This is a genomic window from Nocardia sp. NPDC127579, assembly GCF_042672005.1.
Taxonomy (GTDB): Bacteria; Actinomycetota; Actinomycetes; order Mycobacteriales; family Mycobacteriaceae; genus Nocardia.
In genome coordinates this window covers 96,928-112,224 of sequence record NZ_JBHXVZ010000013.1, presented here as the reverse complement: position 1 = coordinate 112,224, position 15,297 = coordinate 96,928, and the positions used below count along the sequence as shown (strand labels likewise).

Below are 15,297 nucleotides of genomic sequence, written 5' to 3'. Positions count from 1 at the left end.
AACACAACCCCGAAACTGGCACGCACCAGAAATCGTCGGCAGACATCATGCACTCAAATCGCCTGCGACGTAGGCATATTGAGTGCCGTCCAACAGCAAGGTCTCGACCGGGAGGGGCTCGGGCGGGTTGCGCCTCAGATCCGTCGCGCATGGCCCGGCTCCCTCCGGCTCGATGCGAAGCGCTTGGAGGGTGTTCGGTGCCAGCCGTTTTCGCTGTTCGCGACCAATTCCGCCAGTTCCAGCGACACCAGGCTGGCGCGGACGGCAGGCAGGGGCAGGCCGGTGTGGGTGGACAGTTCGGCAGGTTGGCGGGGCTCGGATTTCGGGAGCGCGGCGTAGACGGTGGCGTCGTCGCCGGTGAGCCCATCTTGCGGATCGGTGGTCGTGCCGGGCAGGGACAGCGGGCCGGTTTCCTCGATCACCTCCTCGGAGCGAGTGACCAGTAGCGCCTCTCCATCACGGATCATCCGGTGACAACCGATCGACGCGGCCGAGTTGACCGAACCGGGCACGGCCAGGGCCGGGCGGCCCAGGCGCCGCGCCCATTTCACGGTGTTGCGGGCACCGCTGCGCAGCCCCGCCTCCACTACGAGCACACCGTCCGCCAATCCCGCGATCAACCGATTTCGGGCGAGGAACTGGTGTTTGCGTGCGGTGACGCCGGGCGCGTACTCGCTGACCACCAATCCGATGTCGGCGATCTCGGCGAGCAACCGCTCGTGTTCGGCCGGGTACGGACGATCGACACCGCAGGCGAGTACCGCGATGGTCGGCGTGCGAGCGGCCAGCGCCGCCCGGTGGGCCATCGCGTCGATGCCGTAGGCCGCACCGGAGACGATCGTCCATCCCTGCGCCGCGAGATCACTCACGATATCGGCGGTCACCTGATCGCCGTACGGGGTGCTGCACCGCGCACCGACGACCGCCAGCGCGCGCTCACTGGCCTCGAGCAGCGACCGCGGCCCACGCACCCACAGCACCAGCGGCACGCCCCCGTCCTGATCCCGCCCACTGTCGAGCCGGCTCAATCCGAGCATTCGCCAGGCCGGCCACTCCGGATCATCCGGCGTCACCACCCGCCCGCCCATCCGCTCCATTGCCGTCAAATCCCGCTCCGCACAATCGATCTCCCGCCGCGCCCGCGTCGGACCCCGCAACGCCTGCGGTAGCGCGCACTCCCGCACCGCCCGCGCCGCCTCCACGACCCCCACCGCCTCGATCAACGCCGACAACGCCGCACACGGCCCAGCCACCACCCGCGACAGGTACATCCAGGCCAGCCTCCGTTCCTCGCCTACCAACCCACCCCTGTCCAAATCCAGCACGCGATCCGCACCGACCCCGGCCCCGCCCCAAGCACCCCCACACTGCCCGACCGGCACATCGACTCGAGCACTCCCGCACCGTTCCGCAGGCACTTCAACTCGAGCACCCCCAGACTCCTCCGCAGGCACCCCGACTCGAGCACCCCCACACCGTTCCGCAGGCACTTCAACTCGAGCACCCCCAGACTCCTCCGCAGGCACCCCGGCTCGAACACCCCCACACCGTTCCGCAGACACCTCAACTCGAGCACCCCCACGCTCCCCCGCAGCCACCCCAACTCGAGCACCCGCACACGGCCCCGCAGGCATACCAGCCCCGCTCCCGCCGAGTCCCGCCTCGTCATCGTTCGCCGCGCTCATTGCGCACCGCGCTGGCGGAAGTTGAGGGCGAGCATGATGTCCTGGGCGGTGGGTAGGGTGGCGCCGCGGAGATCGCAGATGGTCCAGGCGACGCGGATGGCGCGGTCGGCGCCGCGGGCGGAGAGGCGGCCCATGCGCAGGGCGGCTTCCAGTGGGGCGATGGCGTCGTGCGGGAGGCGGAAGCGTTGCCGGAGCACATGTCCGGGGACCTCCGCGTTGGTGGTCCAGCCGTCGTCGTGCCAGCGCGCCGTGGCGGCCTGGCGGGCGGCAGCCACCCGGGCCCGGACGACCGCGCTGGATTCGGCGTTGTCGGAGGTGAAACTGGAGCCGGAGTGACCGCGCATCTGCACCCAGATGTCGATGCGGTCCATCAGCGGGCCGGAGAGCTTGCCCAGATAGCGGCGGCGTGCCAGGGGCGCACAGATGCAGTCGACATCGCGGGCCGGGGCGCACGGGCACGGGTTCGCGGCCAGCACCAGTTGGAAGCGGGCCGGGTAGCGGGCCACGCCATCGCGCCGGGCGATCCGGATCTCCCCCTCTTCCAAGGGAGTTCGCAGCGCCTCCAGCACCTTGGCACCGATCTCCGCGCATTCGTCCAGGAACAGCACGCCGCGGTGCGCGCAGCTGACCGCACCGGGACGGGCAGCGGGCGAACCACCGCCGACCATGGCCGTGGCCGACGTCGAATGATGGGGTGCGACGAACGGCGGCATCGTGATCAAGGGCTGATCACCGGAGAGCAGACCCGCCATCGAGTGAATGGCGGTGACCTCCAGCGCCTCGGACTCCGACAGCGGCGGTAGCAATCCCGGAAGTCGTTGCGCCAGCATGGTTTTGCCGATTCCGGGCGGACCGGTCAGCAACAGGTGGTGGCCGCCGGCCGCGGCGACCTCCAGCGCCCACCTGGCCTCGTCCTGCCCGACGACCTCGCTGAGATCGCCGCCCGTGGGCGCCGGGGCGGGCAGATCACCACTGGGCGTGCGCAATTGCCCTTCCGCGCGCAACCAGGCAACCATGGTCCGCAGGCTGGCCGCGCCGAGCACCTCGATGCCCTCGACCAGACCAGCTTCGGGCAGTGCGGATTCCGGCACCACGACGGTGGGCCAGCCCGCGTTCCGGGCGGCGATCACCGCGGGCAGGACGCCGCGCACCCGCCGGACCCGGCCGTCGAGCGCCAGCTCACCGAGCAGCACTGTCTTCGCCAGCCGCTCGGAGGGCACCGCGCCCGCCGCGTCCAGCACCGCGACCGCGAGCGCCAGATCGTAGACGCTGCCGACTTTCGGGAGCGTGGCCGGTGACAATGCCAGCGTCACCCGGCCGTCCGGCCATTTCTCCCCCGAGTTGGCCACCGCCGCCCGCACCCGATTCCGGGATTCCTGTAATGCGGTGTCGGGCAGCCCGACCAGGTGCACCGACGGCAAGCCCTGCCCGATATCGGCTTCGATCTCGACCAGCAACCCGTCCACACCGGTGACGGCCACCGAGTGCGCCCGCCCGAGCGCCATCAGAACACCGCCTCGAGGTGATCGATGACCGGCCGCTGCCCCGGCAGCAGCAGGACCGAGATGACATCGAACCGCACCCGCCGCAGCGGGCCGTCGTGCTCGTTCAGCCAGAGCAGCGCGAGCGTGCGGATCCGCCGCCGCTTGGCGTAGGTGACCGATTCCGCGGGTACGCCGAAACCCAGACCGCGTCTGGTTTTCACCTCGATGAACGCGGTGTAGCGGGCATCGCGGGCGATGAGATCGAGCTCGCCGTAGCGGCACCGCCAGTTCCTGCCGATGATCTCCCAGCCGGAGGACCGCAGATAGCGGGCCGCCAGCTCTTCCCCTCGTGCGCCGAGCGCCTTCTTATCCGTCACCCGCACAGCGTGCGGGCGCGGACGCTGGCGGGCGCCGAGCCGACCTGGGAGAACGGAAAAGCTGTGGATAACCTTTCGGCTGTGGACAACTCGCGTCCACGAGCACCGAACTACTCGGGCAGTCGCAGGTCAGGCTTCTCCAGCTCCTCGATATTGACGTCTTTGAAGGTGATCACCCGGACGTGTTTGACGAAGCGCGCCGGGCGGTACATATCCCACACCCAGGCATCGCTCATGCGCACCTCGAAGTACACCTCGCCGTCGGCGTTCTGCGGCCGCAATTCGACCGAATTGGCCAGGTAGAAGCGACGTTCGGTCTCCACCACATACGAGAACTGACCGACGATGTCCTTGTACTCGCGATACAGCGAGAGTTCCATCTCGGTTTCGTACTTCTCGAGGTCCTCGGCACTCATCGGGTGGAAGTCCTCCTAGTTCGCGGGTCCTTGATGAGATTCAGCTCCATCGGCGTCGTCGCTGCACATCATCTCGCATGGACCGGCCCGCCAGCCACCCGGCCTTCCGCGGCCTGTTCGGCCAGCACCGCGTCGGCGTGGTCGAGGGCCGGATCCACGGGTACCAGGCCCGCCATTTCCCGGACATTGCGCCAGGACCGGCGATGCTCACTGCTGGGGCCGAGCCGCTGCAACGCCTCGGTGTGCTCGGGCGTGTTGTAGCCCTTGTGGGCGGCGAACCCGTACCCGGGCAGGCGCTGATCGAGGTCGACCATGATCCGGTCCCGGGTGACCTTGGCCAGGATGCTGGCGGCCGCGATACAGGCGGCCGCGGCGTCGCCGCCGATCACCGGCAGCGAAGGCGCGGGAATGCCGGGCACCCGGAAACCGTCGGTGAGCACATAGCCCGGGGTCCGCCCGAGCCCGGCGACCGCGCGCCGCATGCCCTCGATATTGGCGACGTGGATGCCGATGGCGTCGATCTCCCAGGCGGGAACGACCACGACCTCGTAGGCCAGCGCCAATCGCTGGATGATCGGGAAGAGTTCCTCGCGGGTGGCCTCGGTGAGCTTCTTGGAATCGTCGAGCCCGGCCAGCCGGTCGTAGGCCTTGGGCGCGAGCAGGCACGCGGCGATCACCAGCGGCCCCGCGCAGGGGCCGCGACCGGCCTCGTCGACGCCCGCCACCGGGCCCAGGCCGCTGCGGATCAGCGCGGCCTCCAGGGTGCGCAGACCACCTGCCTTGCGCATGACGACGCGCGGCGGCCAGGCAGAGTTCCCCCGCCCCGCCTGCCATCCGCCACTGGTGCTCCGGGTGTAGCCCACGAACCAATTATCCTGCCGCCGTGCGCCTTAAGTTCGCCCGGGGTGTCAATTCACCTGTGGATCGATCGAACTGACCGATCCGATCCGGCTCGGCGGCCAGATCTTGAACACCGCCTTGCCGCGGACATTGTCGACTGGGACCGTGCCCTGCAGCGAATCCGAGACGTGCGCACGGGAATCGGCGGACTGGTCGCGGTTGTCACCCATTACCCACAGGTTGCCCTCGGGCACCTTGACCGGGCCGAAGACCCGCCCGGCCGGGTAGGTGGCGTTCTGCTTACCCGGGAACCACGGGTAGTCGTTCTTCACGTAGGGCTCGTCGAGCGGTTTGCCGTCGACCAGGATCCGGCCTTCGGCGTCACAGCACTGCACGGTCTGTCCACCGACCGCGATGACCCGCTTGACCAGGTCGTTCTCGTCCGGCGGCACCAGGCCGAAGAAGGAGAAGAAGTTCTGCACGCCGCGGATCACGGTGTTCTCCGAGCGGATCGACTGGTACCGGGTGTTCCAGGACTCCGGCCCCACGAACACCACCACGTCACCCGGCTTCGGATCACCGAAGTAGTAGCTGAGCTTCTGCACGTAGATGCGGTCGCCGACGCAGCCGGGGCAGCCGTGCAACGTCGGTTCCATCGATTGGGACGGAATCACGTACGGGCGGCCGACGAAGGTGACCATCAGCGCGGCGATGACCGCCGCGATCACGATGAGAATGGGCAATTCCTGCCAGAACGGCCGCTGCTTCTTGCCCTTCTTCTTGGCGCGCCGCGCCCTGGGGGCGCGATCCGCGCCTTCGTCACCCGCACCCGACACCGACACCGACCCACTTTCGTCTGCCACGCCGAACAGAGTAGCCCGGCACCCATCCTGGCGGCGGGTACCGGGCTACGAAGTATCTGCTGTGGCGAGCGGCTCGCTACAAGATCAGCGCTTTTCCTTGATCTTGGCGGCCTTGCCGCGCAGGTCGCGCAGGTAGTACAGCTTGGCGCGACGGACGTCACCGCGGGTCAGGACATCGATGTGGTCGATGTTCGGGCTGTGCACGGGGAAGGTGCGCTCGACACCGACACCGAAGGACACCTTGCGGACGGTGAAGGTCTCGCGGATGCCACCGCCCTGGCGGCGGATCACGACGCCCTTGAAGACCTGGACGCGCTCCTTCGAGCCTTCGATGACCTTCACGTGCACGTTCAGCGTGTCGCCCGGGCGAAAGTCCGGGACGTCGCTGCGCAGCGACTTTTCGTCGACGAAGTCAAGGGTGTTCATTCTCATCCTTTGTGATGTTTGCGCGAACAGAGGACCCTGGCGGCATTCCCTCGAACCGAAATGAGGGCGCGCGACCGGTTCATGCTCCGAATTAGGGGGTGCTCCCGGGACAGAGATCTCCCCAGGGCAACCCGATTATTGTGCCAGACCACCCGGGCACCGGAGAAATCGGCCCGTCAACGCTCCGATTTGTGCTCCGGGGAGAACAGCGAGTGCTCCGGAGAGAACAGCGGATGCGGATGCGGCGCGGGTGGGGCGGGCACCACCTTACGGGCCAGCTCCGCCTCGGCGGCGCTGCGGACATGCTCGACATCGGGCTTGCCCGCGATCAGGTCCTGGATGAAGATCTTCGCCCGGATCGCCGGCCGCCGATAGCGCCGTTCGCGCACGATCGCGCGGTACATCAGGCGGCGGCGTTCGGCGTAGCGCCAGCGGGCCCAGGGCGCGCCCGGCCGGCTCAGCCGCAGCGCGCCGATCCACAGCAGCGGCGGGAAGAACATGCCGAACAATCCGGTCCAGATCTTGCCCTTGGCGATGACCACAGCCGCCAACAGCAGATTCGACAGCGCGATCGCGGTGGCGAGCGCCTTGGCGTCGACGCCGATGGAACCGCCGATATCACCGATCTCGAGGATCGAGAGCGGATGGAAACCCAGCAGCAGCAGGCCGGTCACGGCGAGCGCGACGAACACCGCGTCCACCGAGGTGCGGCCCTGCTCCTCCCAGTACACATCGCGCAGGTAGTAGATGAGCGCGAACTCGTCGAGCACCAGGGCGGCGCCGACCCCGAACGCGGCGGCGAACGCCGCGGTGACCGCCTCGCTCGCGGTCGAGTACACCGCGATCAGGCCCAGGCCGGAGCCGAGCACCAGCACCACACCGATGACCATGTGGTGGATGTGGGTATCACCGGCGCGCAGATTGCCCGGCCACCACCGCACCTGCGCCCGGATCAGCCGGACGCTGACCCGGATGAACAGGAATCCGACGATGAACCCGAGCAGGAAGCACAGCAGCGGGAGGCGGCCCTGCGCGATCACATCGTTGTCGAGCCACCTGCGCATGGCCGCCTACCACCCTCCCGTCTGTCGTCGCCCTACTGGCCGAAACCCGCCCGGCGCAGCGCGTCGGCCATGGAACCGCTGGGCGCGGGTGCGTTGCGCCGCTGGTTGCCCTGTCCACGCCCCTGCTGTCCCTGTCGTCCCTGACCATTCTGCCGCTGCCGGTTGTCCTGACCGGACTGGCCACGCTGGCCGCCGCGATTACCGCCGCCACGTTCGGGTTTGGCGCCCGCCCCCGGCTCGTCGTCCAGGCGCAGCGACAGGCCGATGCGCTGGCGCTGCACATCCACCTCCAGCACCTTCACCTTGACCACATCACCGGATTTCACGACCTCGCGCGGATCCTTGACGAAGGAGTGCGACATGGCCGACACGTGCACCAGGCCGTCCTGATGCACACCGACATCGACGAACGCGCCGAACGCGGCCACATTTGTGACCACCCCCTCCAGCACCATCCCGGGCTTCAAGTCGGCGACCTTCTCCACTCCGGCGGCGAATTCGGCAGTCTTGAACTCCGGGCGCGGGTCGCGGCCGGGCTTCTCCAGTTCGGCGATGATGTCCGAAACGGTAGGGACACCGAACTTCTCGTCGGTGAACTGGTCGGGCCGCAGCTTGCGCAGCGTGCCGGTGTTGCCGATGAGTTCGGCGATGCCGCTGCCGGTCTGCTCCAGGATGCGCCGCACCACCGGATAGGCCTCCGGGTGTACCGCGGAGGTGTCGAGCGGGTCGTCGCCACCGCGGATACGCAGGAAGCCCGCGCACTGCTCGAAGGCCTTCGGGCCCAGCCGCGGGACCTCCAGCAGGGCCTGGCGGCTGCGGTAGGAACCATGCTGATCACGGTGCGCCACAATGGATTCCGCGACCGAACCGGTGATACCCGACACCCGGGACAGTAGCGGCACCGAGGCGGTGTTCACATCGACGCCGACGGCGTTCACCGCGTCCTCGACCACCGCGCCCAGCGACCGGGCCAGCAGGGTCTCCGATACATCGTGCTGGTACTGGCCGACGCCGATCGACTTCGGATCGATCTTCACCAGCTCGGCCAGCGGATCCTGGAGCCGGCGCGCGATGGACACCGCGCCGCGCAGCGAGACATCCATCTCGGGCAGTTCCTGCGAGGCGTAGGCCGACGCGGAGTACACCGACGCGCCCGCCTCGGACACCACGATCTTGGTCGGCTTGTGCTCCGGAATGCGCGAGATCAGCTCCGTGGCAAGGGCATCGGTCTCCCGGGAGGCGGTGCCGTTGCCGATGGCGATCAACTCCACACCGAACCGGGCGACCAGCGCGCCGAGCACCGCCAGCGACTTCTCGGTCTGCCCCTGCGGCTTGTGCGGGTAGATCACCTCGGTGGCGACCGCCTTGCCGGTCGCGTCCACCACGGCCACCTTCACGCCGGTGCGGTAGCCCGGATCCAGGCCCATGGTGGTGCGGGTGCCCGCGGGCGCGGCCAGCAGCAGATCACGCAGATTGGCGGCGAAGACGTCCACCGCGTCCTTCTCGGCGGCCTGCCGCAGGCGCATGCGGGTGTCGATGCCCAGACTCACCTGAAGTTTGGTGCGCCACGCCCAGCGGACCGTGTCCAGCAGCCAGGTGTCGGCGGCGCGGCCCTGATCGGCGATGCCGAACCGCACCGCGATCCGGCCCTCGTAGAGGGAGCGTTCGCCCGGCGCCAACTCCTCTGTCTCGGACTCCAACTGGAGGCTGAGCACCTCCTCCTTCTCGCCGCGCAGCAACGCCAGGATGCGGTGGGAAGGCAATGTGGTGAACGGCTCGCTGAATTCGAAGTAGTCGGCGAACTTCGCGCCCGCCTCCTCCTTGCCCGGGCGCACCGTCGAGCTGACCTGCCCCCGGTTCCACATCAGCTCGCGCAGCTCGCCGACCAGATCGGCGTCCTCGGCGAAACGCTCGACCAGGATGGCGCGGGCGCCGTCGAGTTGCTCGGCGCTGTACTGGGCGGGATCGGTGGTCGCGTCGGTGATCAGGGCATCGGCGACGGGTTCGTGACCCGCCTCGCGCGCGATCTGCGCCTTGGTGCGGCGCTTGGGCTTGTAGGGCAGGTAGATGTCTTCCAGGCGGGCCTTGGTCTCAGCGGTCATCAGCTGGCCGAGCAGGGCGTCGTCGAGTTTGCCCTGGCCCCGGATGGATTCGATGATCGCGCCGCGACGCTCGTCGAGTTCGCGCAGGTAGCCGAGGCGTTCGTCGAGCTGCCGCAGCTGCGCGTCGTCCAGGCCGCCGGTGACCTCCTTGCGGTAGCGCGCGATGAACGGCACGGTCGATCCGGCGTCGAGCAACTCCACCGCGGCGCGAACTTGCGTCTCGCGCACACCTAGTTCGTCGGCGATGCGGCGGCCGACACTGGCCAGGGGTGTGGTGCTGTTCGTCTCGGAACTGGCGATCTCGGGCGCTGTCGTCACGGCCGCCAACACTACCGCCGCCGACCGACACGGCGTCTACCCCTGGGTGAAGCCTTGGCCCGCCGCACGCTCTCCCGCCGCCGGGACCAGCGATTTCGCCAGTTCCCGCATCTCCGCCTTGCGGACCTTCCCGGTGACGGTCATCGGGAATTCGTCCACGATGTGGACAAAACGCGGAATCTTGAAGTGCGCCAGCTTGCCCGCGCAGAAGGCCCGGATCGCGTCGGCGTCCAGCGGCGCGGCACCGTCGCGCACCCGCAGCCAAGCCATCAGTTCCTCACCGTATTTCGGGTCGGGCACACCGATGACCTGAGCATCCAGAATGTCGGGGTGGGTGTAGAGGAACTCCTCGATCTCGCGCGGGTAGATGTTCTCACCGCCGCGGATGACCATGTCCTTGATCCGGCCGGTGACCGCGAGATAGCCGTCCTCGTCCATCACGCCGATGTCGCCGGTGTGCATCCACCGCGCGGCATCGATCGCCTCGGCGGTGCGGTCGGGTTGATTCCAGTAGCCCAGCATCACCGAGTAGCCGCGGGTGCACAGCTCGCCGGGCTCGCCGCGCGGCACGGTGACACCCGTTGCGGGATCGACGATCTTGACCTCGAGGTGCGGCAGCACCCGCCCGACGGTGGCGGTGCGACGCTCGAGGGTGTCGTCCCGGCGGGTCTGGGTGGACACCGGCGAGGTCTCGGTCATGCCGTAGCAGATGCAGACCTCCGACATACCCAGGCGATCGATGACCCGCTTCATCACCTCCACCGGGCACGGCGATCCCGCCATGATGCCGGTGCGCAGGCTCGAAAGATCCGGCGCCGCACCGCTGTCGAGTTCGCCGAGCACAGCGATGAACATGGTGGGCACACCGTAGAGCGAGGTACATCGTTCGGTCGCGACTGCGGCCAGGGTCGCCGCCGGATCGAAGGCCGGAGCCGGAATCACCACGGCCGCACCATGACTGGTGGCCGCGAGATTGCCCATGACCATGCCGAAACAATGATAGAACGGCACCGGCAGGCAGATCCGGTCCTGCTCGGTGTATCCGCACAGCTCACCGACGAAATACCCGTTGTTGAGGATATTGTGGTGGCTGAGCGTCGCTCCCTTGGGGAAACCCGTTGTGCCGGACGTGTATTGGATATTGATCGGATCGTCCATGGTCAGCGTCGCGCCGATCGCCACGAGCCGGTCGGCGTCGATCTCGTAGCGCGCCAGCACATCCCACGCGACCGTGCCGAGAATCAGCACCTGCTCCAGCGCGGGACAGTTCGGACGAACCTCGTCGATCATGGTGACGTAGTTGGAGGTCTTGAACTCCGGCGCGGCGATCAGCAGCTTCACCCCGGCCTGGCGCAGCACGTATTCCAGCTCGCTGGTGCGGTAGGCCGGATTGATGTTCACCAGGATCGCGCCGAGTTTCGCGGTCGCGTACTGCACGAGGAACCATTCCGCGCAGTTCGGTGCCCAGATGCCGACCCGATCACCCTTGTCGATGCCGAGCGCGGTCAGGCCGGTGGCGAGCGAATCGACGGTGGCGGCGAGTTCGCGATAGGTCCAGCGCCGACCGGAAGGCACGTCCACCAGGGCCTCGCGATCCGGGTACGCCGCGACCGCGCGGTCGAGGTTCGCGCCGATCGTGTCGCCGAGCAGCGGCGCCGCCGAGGTGCCGGACGCATAGCTGGGAAGTCGCATCACGCCCCGTTTGTACCTCGGGGCACCAGCATCCGGGTCGGGATTGGCCGAAAAGTCTTACTCGGTACCGGGCAGCAGGTCCGGACGGCGTTCCCGGGTACGCGTCAGCGATTGCTCGTGCCGCCACGCGGCGACCTTGGCGTGATCGCCGGAGAGCAGAACAGGCGGCACATCCAGACCACGCCAGGACACCGGGCGGGTGTAGCTGGGCCCCTCGAGCAACCCGTCGGAGAACGAATCCTCCTGGTGCGACTGCTGATTGCCGAGCACGCCGGGGATCAGCCGGACGAATGCCTCGGTCATCACCAGCACGGCGGCCTCGCCGCCGATCAGCACATAGTCGCCGATGCTGACCTCTTGCACCCGCACCCGGCGGGCGGCATCGTCGAAAACCCGCTGATCGATGCCCTCGTAGCGGCCGCAGGCGAAAACGATGTGCTGTTCGCTCGCCCAGCGCTCGGCGGTGCGCTGCGTGAATGGGACACCCGCGGGCGTCGGCACGACCAGCAGCGCGTCGTCGGGGCACACCTCGTCCAAGGCATCACCCCAGATGGTCGGCTTCATGACCATGCCCGGTCCGCCGCCATAGGGAGAATCGTCGACCGACTTGTGCACGTCGTGCGTCCAGCGCCGCAGATCGTGCACCTGCACCGACAGCAGGCCCCTGTCGATGGCCTTGCCCAGCAGCGCGGTGCGCAGCGGCTCCAGATACTCCGGAAAGATGGTGACGACGTCGATCTTCATTCGGGATCGAGCAGACCCTCGGGCGGATCGATGACCACGAGCCGGTCCGCGATCGACACCGTCGGCACGATCGCGGTGACGAACGGGATCAGGATCTCGCGCTTGTCCTCGACCGCCCGTACCGACAGCAGCTCGCCCGCCGCGGAATGCAGCACTTCCCCGACCGTGCCGACGACGGTGCCGTCGGTGAGCTGGACGGTCAGGCCCTCCAGCTCGTGGTCGTAGTACTCGTCCGGATCCTCCGACGGCGGCAGATCCGCGCTGTCGATGTGGAACAGGGTGCCGCGCAGTGCGTCGGCGGCGGTGCGGTCGGAGACGCCGGCGAGAAACACCAGGAGTCGGCCCGAGTGCTCCCGGGCCGACTCGATGGTGAAGTCACGGACCTCCTTGGACCGCGGCAACCGACCCCGCAGGGTGGTGCCGGGCGCGAACCGGGACTCCGGTTCGTCGGTGCGGACCTCGACGACGAGTTCGCCGCGCACACCGTGCGACTTGGCGACCCGCCCCACGACGAGTTCCATCTAGGCGTCGGTGTCGACCACGTCGACGCGGATACCCCGGCCGCCGATGCCGGCAACAAGGGTACGCAGCGCGGTCGCGGTGCGACCGCCGCGGCCGATGACCTTGCCCAGATCCTCGGGATGCACATGCACCTCGACGGTGCGTCCGCGGCGGCCGGTGATCAGCTCGACGCGGACGTCATCGGGGTTGGCGACGATACCGCGAACCAGATGTTCGACGGCATCCGCCACGACGGCCGACATTACTCGGCGGCTTCGGTCTCGGCGGGCGCCTCGGCGGCCTCGTCCTTCTTGGCGGCCTTCTTCTTCGGGGTGACGGCCTCGGCGACCGGCTCGTTGTCGGCGGCGGCGAGCGCGGCGTTGAACAGTTCCAGCTTGGACGGCTTCGCGGCCTTCACCTTCAGGGTGCCCTCGGCGCCCGGCAGGCCCTTGAACTTCTGCCAGTCGCCAGTGATCTCCAGCAGACGCTGCACCGACTCGGTCGGCTGCGCGCCGACACCCAGCCAGTACTGGGCGCGCTCGGAATCGATCTCGATCAGCGAGGGCTCTTCCTTGGGGTGGTACTTGCCGATGGACTCGATGGCGCGGCCGTCACGACGGGTACGCGCGTCGGCGACGACGACGCGGTACTGCGGGTTGCGGATCTTGCCCATACGGGTCAGCTTGATCTTCACAGCCATGGCTGATCTGCCTCTTTCAGTAGTTGGTCACGGCGCAATTCAGCGACCCGCACGGTCTGCGAGCCCGGTTTCACGCTTGGAGTGTGTGACCGCCGCGCGGTACGTAACCGGAGACGGGCTGACACTTGTCATTCGAAGGACGAGGGTTCATTCTGCCAGACGGGTCGATCCACCCTGAAATCGGCCATTGACCAGGTGTCACGGAAGCGGTCGTGACCCATGCCACTGCGCCGGGCTCGGTACTGGATTCAGCGCAGCTCCGCTGTATTCACAGTCACCGGTACAGGGCCGGGAGCTTTGACGGTTTCACCGTTTGCGGCATACACGTCCTGCCGGTATCCGGTCTCCCCCAGTGAATAGCCACAGAATTTGGCGGGTTTGCCCAGCGGCAACTCCACGATCCACAGGTACTGGACCCTCGCGGACGCATAGGCCGCGATCTTGGTATCGCGTTCCTCCCGAGTGTTGCCCGGAGACCAGACCTCGACCGCGAGAACGACATCCTCCGGTGCGAAGCTGGTGTGATTGATGTCGGCAGACACCACCGCGACATCGGGAATGACCCCAGTACGGAAGGCCGTACTGATGCGCACCGCGACGCCGGGCAAAGCCCGCAGATCCGTACGCACAGCTTCTCGGAGCGCCTCACGCAACACGGCGAAAAGCTCTCCCGCAGCAAACTGGTGTGGCCCGCCGGGCGCTGGCGTCATGTAGAGGTACCCCAGAATGAGTTCGAGTCGAGATCCGTCGGATGGCTGCTCTTCGGCTAGCCAGTCTTCCACCGTGGTCGGCCCCAGGGGATGGATCATCGATACCTCGGCGCTCATCGTCACGTTTGTCCGATCTTCCCGTTCGCGTGCCGTCGCATGTCGCTCGATTCGAACTTGACCTGGACTGTTAGCAGTCCAGGTAACTGTATCGCAGGGCACCGAAGGCGGTCGCGAAAGCGGTCAGCGCAGCAGGGACGAGAGTGCGGCCGAAGTCGGACTCCGGCATCGGATTCGTGACCGATGGTGAGCCGGTCAGCGGTGGCCGGTGACCGGGTTCGGGGTTTTGACTACGCGGCCGCGCAGGACCACCCACTGCGGGGCGGTCAGCATGGCCGGGTTGGTGCGTGGATCTTCTCGGTAGACGACGAAGTCGGCAGGGGCGCCTGAGGTGATGGAGGGGCGGCCGAGCCAGGTGCGGGCGTTCCAGGAGGCGGCGCCGAGGGCGTCGTGCGGGGACAGGCCGGCACCGGCCAGGGCGGTGATCTCGTCGGCGATCCGGCCGTGGCGGATCGAACCGCCGGCGTCGGTGCCCGCGTAGATCGGCACACCGGCCTCGTGCGCCTTGCCGACGGTGTCGCGGACGCGGCGGTGCAGATCGCGCATGTGCGCGGCGTAGGTGGGGAATTTGCCTGCGCTGTCCGCGATTTCGGGGAAGGTGTCGATATTGATCAATGTGGGGACCAGGGCGGTGCCGTGGCCGACCATGAGCTCGACGGTCTCGTCGGACAGGCCGGTGCCGTGCTCGAGGCAGTCGATGCCCGCGTTGATGAGGCCGGGCAGGGCGTCCTCTCCGAAGACGTGCGCGGTGACGCGGGCGCCGTTCGCGTGCGCGGCGTCGATGGCCGCCTTCAGGATCTCATCGCTCCACAGGGGGCGCAGATCGCCGACGGAGCGGTCGATCCAGTCGCCGACGATCTTGACCCAGCCGTCGCCGAAGCGGGCCTGTTCGGCCACGATCTCGGGCAGATCGCGTTCGTCGTCGAGCTCGATGCCGAGTTCGCGGATATAGCGCTTGGGCCGGGCGATGTGGCGGCCCGCCCGGATGATCCGCGGCAGTTCCTCGTGCTCGTCGATGAACCGGGTATCGATCGGGGAGCCGGCGTCGCGCAGCAGCAGCGCACCGGCGTCGCGTTCGGTTTCGGCCTGCGCCACGGCTCCCGCGCGGTCCTCGTCGCCGCCGCCGTAGCGGATGCCGACGTGACAGTGCGCGTCGACCAGACCCGGCACGATCCACCCTGTGTCACACAGGGTTTCGTCATCGGCACCGGGCTCGTAGGACACCACGCCGTCGCGTACCCACAGGTCGCGCATCTCG

Annotated in this window: 16 protein-coding genes; all 16 read right to left on the bottom strand. The window is 68.1% G+C overall.

Annotation, left to right across the window (positions count from 1 at the left end; genetic code table 11):
* Window positions 1-134: 134 nt before the first annotated feature.
* The 16 genes from dprA to ACFVMC_RS31675 all read right to left on the bottom strand — a co-directional run bounded on the left by dprA (window position 135) and on the right by ACFVMC_RS31675 (window position 15,293).
* Window positions 135-1,271, bottom strand: coding sequence for a DNA-processing protein DprA (dprA, locus tag ACFVMC_RS31750; protein WP_379216444.1), 1,137 nt, complete (start codon window positions 1,269-1,271; stop codon window positions 135-137).
* Window positions 1,272-1,681: 410 nt separating this feature from the next.
* On the bottom strand, window positions 1,682-3,190 hold the full coding sequence (locus ACFVMC_RS31745) for a YifB family Mg chelatase-like AAA ATPase (RefSeq protein ID WP_379216442.1): 1,509 nt from the start codon (window positions 3,188-3,190) through the stop codon (window positions 1,682-1,684).
* On the bottom strand, window positions 3,190-3,546 hold the full coding sequence (locus ACFVMC_RS31740; RefSeq protein WP_379216440.1) for a YraN family protein: 357 nt from the start codon (window positions 3,544-3,546) through the stop codon (window positions 3,190-3,192). Before ACFVMC_RS31740 ends, ACFVMC_RS31745 begins: the two co-directional genes overlap by 1 nt.
* 110 nt (window positions 3,547-3,656) lie before the next feature.
* On the bottom strand, window positions 3,657-3,962 hold the full coding sequence (locus ACFVMC_RS31735; RefSeq protein ID WP_011210678.1) for a DUF2469 domain-containing protein: 306 nt from the start codon (window positions 3,960-3,962) through the stop codon (window positions 3,657-3,659).
* 68 nt (window positions 3,963-4,030) lie between these two features.
* Entirely contained in the window at window positions 4,031-4,750 is a 720-nt protein-coding gene (locus ACFVMC_RS31730) for a ribonuclease HII (RefSeq protein ID WP_379216453.1), read from the bottom strand.
* Between the two features lie 120 nt (window positions 4,751-4,870).
* Window positions 4,871-5,665 carry a signal peptidase I gene (gene lepB / locus ACFVMC_RS31725; protein ID WP_379216438.1) on the bottom strand — a complete coding sequence of 265 codons (795 nt, stop codon included), beginning with the start codon at window positions 5,663-5,665 and terminating at the stop codon, window positions 4,871-4,873.
* Window positions 5,666-5,749: 84 nt separating this feature from the next.
* Window positions 5,750-6,091, bottom strand: a complete 342-nt coding sequence (gene rplS, locus ACFVMC_RS31720; RefSeq protein ID WP_379216437.1) for a 50S ribosomal protein L19 — start codon at window positions 6,089-6,091, stop codon at window positions 5,750-5,752.
* Between the two features lie 176 nt (window positions 6,092-6,267).
* On the bottom strand, window positions 6,268-7,155 hold the full coding sequence (locus ACFVMC_RS31715; RefSeq protein ID WP_379216435.1) for a hypothetical protein: 888 nt from the start codon (window positions 7,153-7,155) through the stop codon (window positions 6,268-6,270).
* Between the two features lie 32 nt (window positions 7,156-7,187).
* A complete protein-coding gene (locus ACFVMC_RS31710) occupies window positions 7,188-9,575 on the bottom strand; it encodes a Tex family protein (protein ID WP_379216433.1) in 2,388 nt (795 codons plus the stop codon).
* Window positions 9,576-9,611: 36 nt separating this feature from the next.
* Window positions 9,612-11,267 carry an AMP-binding protein gene (locus ACFVMC_RS31705; RefSeq protein ID WP_379216452.1) on the bottom strand — a complete coding sequence of 552 codons (1,656 nt, stop codon included), beginning with the start codon at window positions 11,265-11,267 and terminating at the stop codon, window positions 9,612-9,614.
* Window positions 11,268-11,324: 57 nt separating this feature from the next.
* Window positions 11,325-12,011 carry a tRNA (guanosine(37)-N1)-methyltransferase TrmD gene (trmD, locus tag ACFVMC_RS31700; RefSeq protein WP_379216431.1) on the bottom strand — a complete coding sequence of 229 codons (687 nt, stop codon included), beginning with the start codon at window positions 12,009-12,011 and terminating at the stop codon, window positions 11,325-11,327.
* Complete coding sequence (rimM, locus tag ACFVMC_RS31695) at window positions 12,008-12,532, bottom strand: ribosome maturation factor RimM (RefSeq protein WP_379216429.1); 525 nt, start codon at window positions 12,530-12,532, stop codon at window positions 12,008-12,010. The genes trmD and rimM overlap by 4 nt, the downstream gene beginning before the upstream one ends.
* Window positions 12,533-12,775 carry an RNA-binding protein gene (locus ACFVMC_RS31690; RefSeq protein WP_163822793.1) on the bottom strand — a complete coding sequence of 81 codons (243 nt, stop codon included), beginning with the start codon at window positions 12,773-12,775 and terminating at the stop codon, window positions 12,533-12,535.
* Window positions 12,775-13,212, bottom strand: a complete 438-nt coding sequence (rpsP, locus tag ACFVMC_RS31685) for a 30S ribosomal protein S16 (protein ID WP_379216428.1) — start codon at window positions 13,210-13,212, stop codon at window positions 12,775-12,777. The genes ACFVMC_RS31690 and rpsP overlap by 1 nt, the downstream gene beginning before the upstream one ends.
* Window positions 13,213-13,460: 248 nt before the next feature.
* Window positions 13,461-14,039: a Uma2 family endonuclease gene (locus ACFVMC_RS31680; RefSeq protein ID WP_379216426.1), complete on the bottom strand. Its 579-nt coding sequence runs from the start codon at window positions 14,037-14,039 to the stop codon at window positions 13,461-13,463.
* A 195-nt stretch (window positions 14,040-14,234) separates the two neighbouring features.
* Complete coding sequence (locus tag ACFVMC_RS31675; protein ID WP_379216450.1) at window positions 14,235-15,293, bottom strand: amidohydrolase family protein; 1,059 nt, start codon at window positions 15,291-15,293, stop codon at window positions 14,235-14,237.
* Between the last annotated feature and the right edge of the window lie 4 nt (window positions 15,294-15,297).

Excerpts from the sequence above, each read along its gene's own strand:
- rimM (WP_379216429.1), bottom strand. The coding sequence starts at position 12,532 with ATGGAACTCGTCGTGGGGCGGGTCGCCAAGTCGCACGGTGTGCGCGGC.
- trmD (WP_379216431.1), bottom strand. The coding sequence starts at position 12,011 with ATGAAGATCGACGTCGTCACCATCTTTCCGGAGTATCTGGAGCCGCTG.
- ACFVMC_RS31715 (WP_379216435.1), bottom strand. The coding sequence starts at position 7,155 with ATGCGCAGGTGGCTCGACAACGATGTGATCGCGCAGGGCCGCCTCCCG.
- ACFVMC_RS31735 (WP_011210678.1), bottom strand. The coding sequence starts at position 3,962 with ATGAGTGCCGAGGACCTCGAGAAGTACGAAACCGAGATGGAACTCTCG.
- ACFVMC_RS31680 (WP_379216426.1), bottom strand. The coding sequence starts at position 14,039 with ATGAGCGCCGAGGTATCGATGATCCATCCCCTGGGGCCGACCACGGTG.
- rpsP (WP_379216428.1), bottom strand. The coding sequence starts at position 13,212 with ATGGCTGTGAAGATCAAGCTGACCCGTATGGGCAAGATCCGCAACCCG.
- ACFVMC_RS31730 (WP_379216453.1), bottom strand. The coding sequence starts at position 4,750 with ATGCGCAAGGCAGGTGGTCTGCGCACCCTGGAGGCCGCGCTGATCCGC.
- ACFVMC_RS31675 (WP_379216450.1), bottom strand. The coding sequence starts at position 15,293 with ATGCGCGACCTGTGGGTACGCGACGGCGTGGTGTCCTACGAGCCCGGT.
- ACFVMC_RS31745 (WP_379216442.1), bottom strand. The coding sequence starts at position 3,190 with ATGGCGCTCGGGCGGGCGCACTCGGTGGCCGTCACCGGTGTGGACGGG.
- dprA (WP_379216444.1), bottom strand. The coding sequence starts at position 1,271 with ATGTACCTGTCGCGGGTGGTGGCTGGGCCGTGTGCGGCGTTGTCGGCG.
- ACFVMC_RS31690 (WP_163822793.1), bottom strand. The coding sequence starts at position 12,775 with ATGTCGGCCGTCGTGGCGGATGCCGTCGAACATCTGGTTCGCGGTATC.
- rplS (WP_379216437.1), bottom strand. The coding sequence starts at position 6,091 with ATGAACACCCTTGACTTCGTCGACGAAAAGTCGCTGCGCAGCGACGTC.
- ACFVMC_RS31705 (WP_379216452.1), bottom strand. The coding sequence starts at position 11,267 with ATGCGACTTCCCAGCTATGCGTCCGGCACCTCGGCGGCGCCGCTGCTC.